Below are 7,535 nucleotides of genomic sequence, written 5' to 3'. Positions count from 1 at the left end.
CGACCCGACATGGAAGCTCCCCGAGAGATGAATGGGCAGACCGTGTACTTTGATGACGATCATCACCCCATCATGCAGGCAAGCCACGAGCAGGAGGGGCTGCTCTTTGCCCCAGAAGAATACACCCTCTGGACTCTGGAAGTAGGGCGGGTGAGTGCTGAACTCAAGGCTAATACCCCAAAGCATAGCCCCTCCTCACAGAAGGCTCATACGGAAACTAAGACCCAAGCATCTCGCAGGCGTAAGCAGCCTGCTCGCGATACGCTCCAAGAGCTTCTCTCTTCGACTTCACTGATGAAGCCGGACAAGGCCAGGTGGTTCCCACAACCGGGTATCGGGAGGTCTTTGACACATCTCCTCGCCCCTTCCTCTCCGCTCCCGACAGCCACCTTCGTGATGGCTCGATCGTCGTACAGAAAGGACAGGTAGGCTACCTCTCTGACCTCAAGAGGCGACCAACCTTTCACCCCATGGATCTCCCTCTCGCTCAACTTACTCGCCTAAGAGCCTACATAGAGATCCGCGAGAGCTACCACCGGCTCTATGACTATGAGGCCACCAACCATGCCGAGGACAAAGAGGAACGGGAGAAGCTCAACCGGCTCTACGATGCCTATGTCGCTCGCTGGGGGGAGCTGAACAAGAAAGCCAATACGGACGTCATCAAGATGGATGCCACGGGGCTAGAGATGCTCTTTCTTGAGCGGTCTATCGATGGGCACTTCGTCAAAGCAGATATCTTCAATCAACCCACAGCCTTCTCCCCCGCAGAACCCTCGATAGCTTCCGAGCCGCTCGAAGCTCTAGGAGCCTCGCTCAACAAGTACGGAAGTGTGGAACTCTCCTACATGGCTTCGTTACTTCCCGAGATGGAGGAGAGTGACATCATCTCTGCCCTCGAGGGACGTATCTACTACAATCCCGAGGCAGGGGGCTATGAGGTAGCTGATAAGTTCATCTCGGGCAACGTGATCGAGAAAGCAGATAGGCTCGCCTCTTGGCTCCTTGACCACCCCGATCACGAGGAGGGGAAAAAAAGCTTGGCGGCTCTTATGGCAGCACGCCCAAGGCCTATACCCTTTGCCGATCTGGATTTCAACCTCGGGGAACGCTGGATACCAGCAGCTGTGTACGGCGAGTTTGCTTCCGACTTCTTCGGCACAGAGATTCGTGTGGCGTATCACGCCAACATGGATGAGTATACCATCACTTGTGATCGGAAGAATGGGAACATCTGGCATAAGTACGCCGTACAAGGGGAATTCCGTCGATACGACGGGCTACACCTACTGAAGCATGCCCTACACAACACCATTCCCGACATCAACAAGAGCAAGGAGGTCATCGATCCCTCCTCGGGAGAGACGCGGTCCATCAAGGTGCGTGATGGCGAGAAAATCCAGCAAGCCAACAGCAAGATCGAGGAGATTAGACAAGCCTTTGTCGATTGGCTCACAAGACGTCCCGAGACCTTCAAAGAACAGCTCACCGATCGCTACAACGAACTCTTCAATTGCTTCGTGCGCCCGAGCTTCGACGGAGCGCATCAGAGCTTCCCCGACCTAGACCTCAAGCGTCTCGGCATCCCTGACCTATACAAGAGTCAGAAAGATGCCGTATGGATGCTGAAAACCAATGGTGGAGGGATCTGTGACCATGAAGTAGGGGCCGGGAAGACGCTCATCATGTGTACCGCAGCCTATGAGATGAAGCGACTCGGACTGGCAAATAAGCCCATGATCATAGGGCTCAAGGCCAACGTCTTTGACATTGCCGACACCTTCCGAAAAGCCTATCCTAATGCACGGATACTCTACCCCGGCAAGGATGATTTCACCAAGCAGAACCGCCAGCGCATCTTTGCTGACATCAAGAACAACGACTGGGATTGCATCATTCTGACGCACGAGCAGTTCGGGATGATCCCTCAGGCCCTAGAGATACAACAAGCCATCCTACAAAAGGAGATGGACTCCGTGGAAGAGAACCTTGATGTCCTCCGAAGAGAAGGCAAAGACATCTCCCGAGGGATGCTCAAAGGACTCGAGAAGCGAAAGCAAACACTCGAGGTCAAGCTCCGCGACATCCAGGACAGCATCTCCGAGCGTAAGGACGACGCCGTGGACTTCAAGATGATGGGCATAGATCACCTCTTCGTCGATGAGTCACACCAATTCAAGAACCTCATGTTCAACACCCGCCACGACCGCGTATCGGGTCTAGGGAACCCTGATGGCTCACAACGAGCACTCAACTTACTCTTTGCCATTCGGACCATCCAAGAACGCTCAGGGAAAGACCTAGGAGCAACCTTCCTCAGCGGCACGACAATCTCCAATAGTTTGACCGAGCTCTATCTACTCTTCAAGTATCTCCGCCCACAGGCCCTCGAGAAACAAGGCATCAACAGCTTTGATGCCTGGGCTGCCGTCTTTGCTAAGAAGAGCACAGACTACGAGTTCTCCATCACCAACGAGATCATCCAGAAGGAGCGCTTCCGCACCTTCATCAAGGTCCCTGAGCTTGCTGCCTTCTATGCCGAGATTTGTGACTTCCGCACAGCAAAGGATATCGGCATTGACCGCCCCGACAAGAATGAAATCCTGCACAACATCCCACCAACACCGAAGCAGGAAGATTTTATCAAACGATTGATGGAGTTTGCCAAGACGGGTAATGCCACTGTTTTGGGGCGTGAACCGCTTAGCGAACGTGAGGAAAAGGCCAAGATGCTTATCGCAACAGACTACGCCCGCAAGATGAGCTTAGATCTACGAATGATTGACCCAGCCTACGAAGACCACGTCGACAACAAGGCTTCACACTGCGCTAAGATGCTGGCGAACTACTATCAGAAGTTTGACGTGCAGAAAGGGACGCAGTTTGTATTCTCTGACCTCGGGACGTATAAAGCTGGGGAGTGGAATGTGTATTCAGAGATTAAGCGCAAACTCGTGGAGGATTACCACATTCCCTCCCACGAAATCCGCTTTATTCAAGAGTGCAAAAACGAGCGTGCCAAGAAAGCGATGGTAGAGGCCATGAACCGAGGAGAGATTCGCATCATCTTCGGCTCAACATCTATGCTCGGCACTGGAGTGAATGCGCAGCAACGAGCCGTGGCCATTCATCACCTGGATACCCCCTGGAGACCATCGGACCTCGAACAGCGCAATGGGAGAGCCGTACGCAAGGGCAATCAAGTAGCCAAGGAGTGCGCGAATAACACGGTCGATGTCATCATCTATGCCGTAGAGCGATCACTAGACAGCTATAAGTTCAACCTCCTACACAACAAGCAACTCTTCATCAACCAGCTCAAGAGCAATACCCTCGGTGCACGCACCATCGATGAGGGCGCTATGGACGAGGAAAGTGGAATGAACTTCTCCGAATACGTGGCCGTACTCTCAGGTAATACCGACCTCCTGGAGAAGGCAAAACTCGACAAGAAGATCACAGCCCTGGAGTCAGAACGTAAGAACTTCATGAAGGAGCGAGACGCTGCCTCAGGGAAGCTCCAAGAGCTAGAACACTCCGTAGAGTTCCACACAAGCCGTATGGCCGAGGCCAAGGGAGATCAGGCCTTATTTGAAGCCCACGTGCAGCGTGACGCAGAAGGCAATGCCATCAATAAGCTGGAGCTGATGGGGATTCCCATCGATAGTGATATGAAGGTCGTAGCATCCCGTCTACAAGAAATAGCCGAGAAAGCTCGAACCCAAGGAGAATACCACAGAATTGGATCAATCTACGGCTTCGACATCTTCGTCAAAACGGAGAGCTCTGCAAAAGATCTCTTCCAAAGCTCCGTCAATCGATTCTTCGTCAAGGGAGAGGGAAGCATCTACTACACGCACAACAATGGCAAGCTCGCCAGCGATCCCAAGCTTGCCTGCCAAAACTTCCTCTCTGCCCTCGAGCGCATTCCCAAGGTGATGGCGACCCACGAGAAAGAGCTCACCAGAGCCGCACAAGACATCGAGATCTACAAGGCGATGGCTAGCGGTCAGTGGGCCAAAAAGGGCGAGCTTCGATCGCTCAAAGCCCAAGCGGCAGAGCTTGACAGAAAGATAGCCTTAACACTTGCCCCCGTGGAGGAAGCCGAGGCAGCGGGAGAAGAAATGAAGCAGAAAGAGAACGTACAGCAGCAACCCAATGGAGGAGACAACACGCGCCCGATATCCACGGAGCGCTTAGCTACACCAGAAGAATCATCCTCCTTGACTCGACCCACGGCTTCCCGCCCCGATGAGAAGGAAGAAGCTGTGAGTAAAGGCGTCTTCGCTAAACCGAAGATAAGATAGAAAGCAAGCGCCCTCCTTTATCAGCATAAAGGAGGGCGCTTGCTTTCTATCGATCATGGAACTTCTTTTCCAGTAGACTTATTCGTTCCAGCAAAGCACCAAAGGGCAAGGATGCTCCATAGATCATAGACTGCTGCATATCCGAATAATCCCGTTCCCAAACCGACCGAACCTCTTCGGGTGGACATAAGACGATACGATCTCGAATGTCAGGAGTATAGTCTACTCCCGAAAGGCTAGTAAACACTTCACGATGGTGGGCAATCGTATCCCATAAATGATCGTCCTCTATGGCTTGGATAGCAAAAGGAGCATCCATCATCTTCTCCAAGTCATATAGATGACGGGACTTACGCTCGGCACTTACCCCTCTTTGGCTCGTGAATAGCTCATGGAGAAGAAAAGCCTTTTCCAAGAAGGTTTTCTGTGGAGCTGCCGTGGCTATACTATGCGCAGAAACGAGCCCTGTATCAATCTGAGGGAATTGAGTAGTGACAAGACTCTGAATCGAGGTATTCACCGTTGGCTCAAACAAAGACCGGGCTCCGATCTCCAGCATCACCCTGGGTTGGAGATACTCATTGAGAGGGAAGAGGGTTCGATAGTATACGTCGATCTTTCTAGGCTCCGGATAGGTATGATCGCCTTCTCCATCATCCTCGGGAACAACAGAGCAGTACTCATCTAAGCCATAGGACACCATTGCTGCCTTCAGAAGACTTGTCAAGTCATCGCGAACGAAAAGAGAGGACTTCTTGCGTAAGCCCTTGATCTGCTTCTTTGTTAAATCGCCATGAAGATCAAAAAAACTCCGATCAACGACAAGATCAATATCTTCCGAAAACCGCTCGATCAGCCCAAAAGACTTGCTTAGAGAGGTTCCTCCCTTAAACACAAGCTTATCAGAAAAAGGGAGTGTGAAAACAAGTTGTAGGATGATAGATACCCACAAATCCTTTTCTACCGCTTGCTCAGGAAGACCTAGGCGAACGGCAGTCTGTGTGATAAGAGTACGTTGCTGTGAAGCGCTAAGAGAAAAGTAACTATTCATAGGAGCCTTTGACGAGTGTCCTTATCCAAGCTGGCATCAGTGGATAATCTCCCGAGATTTGCTCTTCTCTAAGAGGGGAGAGTATCTTCTTCAGATGTTGCTTATGAGCGTCGGTTATATGGTCTTGACCAATCTCTTGAAGAGCAACAGTAATCAACTGGGCTATCTTATTCTGGAAGGATAGTTTCTTCGGAACAGTCTGCTTGAATGTGATTCTATGACCATTAAAGAGTTGTACGCTCCGAGGACTCCCATCGGTTAAGAACACGAGGTTCATGGGAACCTGTGTTGTGAAGCCAAGCACGTTCATAGCATAGGCTCCTGCTGGAGCAATACGAGCTTTGTCTCTTTGAGCAATACTCTGGGCAATCTCTTCATAGGAAGGATAAACAACCCCAAGACCTAAGACCTTGTCCTCCTTTGGGTAACAATAGATCCCTCGAGCAAGACGAATGAGCGTGCCTTTGCTGGCCAACCGCTCCAAGGCTTTTAAGACGCTAGTGTTCTCCCCAAGGGAGACAAAGTTCGCTGGAAAGACGATTGTACCCCTTCCGCGCTTTGACACACTCTTAACGATCTTGTCATCAATACTCTCCATGCATATATAAGCTTTATTCTGTCGCAAAACTACACGTTTTTTACGACAAAATAGCCCTCGCAGGAGATTCCCATTCACCGAACACCTCAAGCTTACCACTCCTCGCGTCGCCTCAGCATCTCATCGACCTCTGCTCTCAAAAAGAGCAAACGACCATTAGCCTTGAGGTAGGGGATCTTCCCTAAGGAGACCCAGTTGTAGATGGTCTTCTGCTCCACCTTGAGGAGCTTAGACACGTCAATAATGTCGAGGTACTCTGCCCGAAGGGGAGGATGAACCCGGAGCTCTTGCTCTTGCCTTTGCAGGCAGAGTAGCTCATCAAGCTTAGCTTCCATCAGCATAAGCTTCTTGAAAAGGCTCTGAAAGCGGGCCTCACTCTGAGGTGATTCTAGATGGGGCATGACTTGTTCTCTTGATAGTTTCCTTGGGCATCCTGCCTAAGGATGCCTTGCTCTTTCATGTAGGCAATGTACTTCTTTGCGGTACGATCTTTGATCTCGAGCTCACGCATCAAGACCTCGCAGAGCTCCTGGTAGGATAGGAGATTCGTCGTACGGAAAAGTTCCCGAACTACAGCAAGCAGCTCGCTACTCTTACGCCGATCTTTGTCCTCCTTCGACTTCTCCCCTCGGTAGACGTGCATATCAAGAGTCTTATCCCAACCGAAGAGCATCATCGGCACATCCAGAGGACTACCATCTCTGACTTTTAAAGCCTTGACGACCGAGTATTCAGGGTGATCATCTTTCTCAATGGAGAGGATACCTGCCGCTTTGCGCTGTAGCTCAGAGCCAATATGCCCTCTGAGCTTTATCCCACTAGGTACAAAGTGAAGGACGCAGATAAGGCAGGTGTTATAGATACCGGCCAAGCGGTAGAGCTCATCGACGATAGCAATGCTCTCCGTCTCATCATTAGCTGAGCGAATGAGGTCGGCAATACCATCAATAACCACGAGGTGAATACCCCCATGCTTATGATGAAAGATGTCCATACTCTCTTGGATAAGCTTCAAGCGATCCTTACGCGAGAGCGAAGCTAGATAGAGCGAATGGTAGAAGTCAGGGACAGCCGTGAGCGATGCCCGGCGGAGCGTTTTACCTAGGTTCTTGTGTAGCTGAGCCTCTGACTGCTCCGTATCGTAGTGTAGAACCGCCAGCCCCCTTGGATTCGGCGTAACTTCAAGCCCTAGGGTCAGCTCGGCATCCAGGCGTTGCTGGGCAAGGGCTCCAGCAAGGATAGCAGAGACATAGTTACTCTTACCCGTACCCTCTCCTCCCGTAATGCAGAAGAGGTTGTCCTGCGTCCCAAGAGGTACCCCGTTAACTGCTACGAGCGATTTAGAGGCATCAGGAGGGTTATCATAGTCGATTTCACACGAGCGTAGGAGCATCATCGTTTGCGTGTACATCTGAGAGAGGAGCGTATTCAGTAGCCCTCGGAAGTCGGCCTCCTCATTCCCCAGAGCAAAGTAATCCGAAATATCCTTCTCAGCCTTCGTCCCTTTGAGTGGAAGCTGAAGCTGCTTCACATGATAAGCCGACAAGCGACCTACCTGCCGCTGAGCCTCACGAAGCCC

General features: G+C 51.3%; 4 protein-coding genes and 1 pseudogene. 1 reads left to right on the top strand and 4 read right to left on the bottom strand.

Translation table 11 applies throughout. The annotated features are described in order from the left end of the window. Positions 1 to 4,307: pseudogene (locus HMPREF1323_RS08090) on the top strand (helicase-related protein); the annotation flags it as partial. A gap of 46 nt (positions 4,308 to 4,353) precedes the next feature. Here HMPREF1323_RS08090 and HMPREF1323_RS08085 read toward each other — a convergent pair. From HMPREF1323_RS08085 to HMPREF1323_RS08070, 4 genes are all read right to left on the bottom strand, one after another. Beyond that, on the bottom strand, positions 4,354 to 5,358 hold the full coding sequence (locus HMPREF1323_RS08085) for a nucleotidyl transferase AbiEii/AbiGii toxin family protein (protein WP_009433665.1): 1,005 nt from the start codon (positions 5,356 to 5,358) through the stop codon (positions 4,354 to 4,356). Then, complete coding sequence (locus HMPREF1323_RS08080; protein WP_044124258.1) at positions 5,351 to 5,956, bottom strand: DUF6088 family protein; 606 nt, start codon at positions 5,954 to 5,956, stop codon at positions 5,351 to 5,353. The genes HMPREF1323_RS08085 and HMPREF1323_RS08080 overlap by 8 nt, the downstream gene beginning before the upstream one ends. A 92-nt stretch (positions 5,957 to 6,048) precedes the next feature. Then, positions 6,049 to 6,357 carry a helix-turn-helix domain-containing protein gene (locus HMPREF1323_RS08075; protein ID WP_044124257.1) on the bottom strand — a complete coding sequence of 103 codons (309 nt, stop codon included), beginning with the start codon at positions 6,355 to 6,357 and terminating at the stop codon, positions 6,049 to 6,051. Then, positions 6,345 to 7,535 (bottom strand): AAA family ATPase (locus tag HMPREF1323_RS08070; protein WP_009433666.1); only part of this gene is annotated, 1,191 nt, incomplete at its 5' end. The genes HMPREF1323_RS08075 and HMPREF1323_RS08070, both read right to left, overlap by 13 nt.

It is taken from the genome of Porphyromonas sp. oral taxon 279 str. F0450, from assembly GCF_000292995.1.
Lineage (GTDB): Bacteria > Bacteroidota > Bacteroidia > Bacteroidales > Porphyromonadaceae > Porphyromonas > Porphyromonas pasteri.
This window is presented reverse-complemented; position numbering and strand designations above follow the sequence as displayed.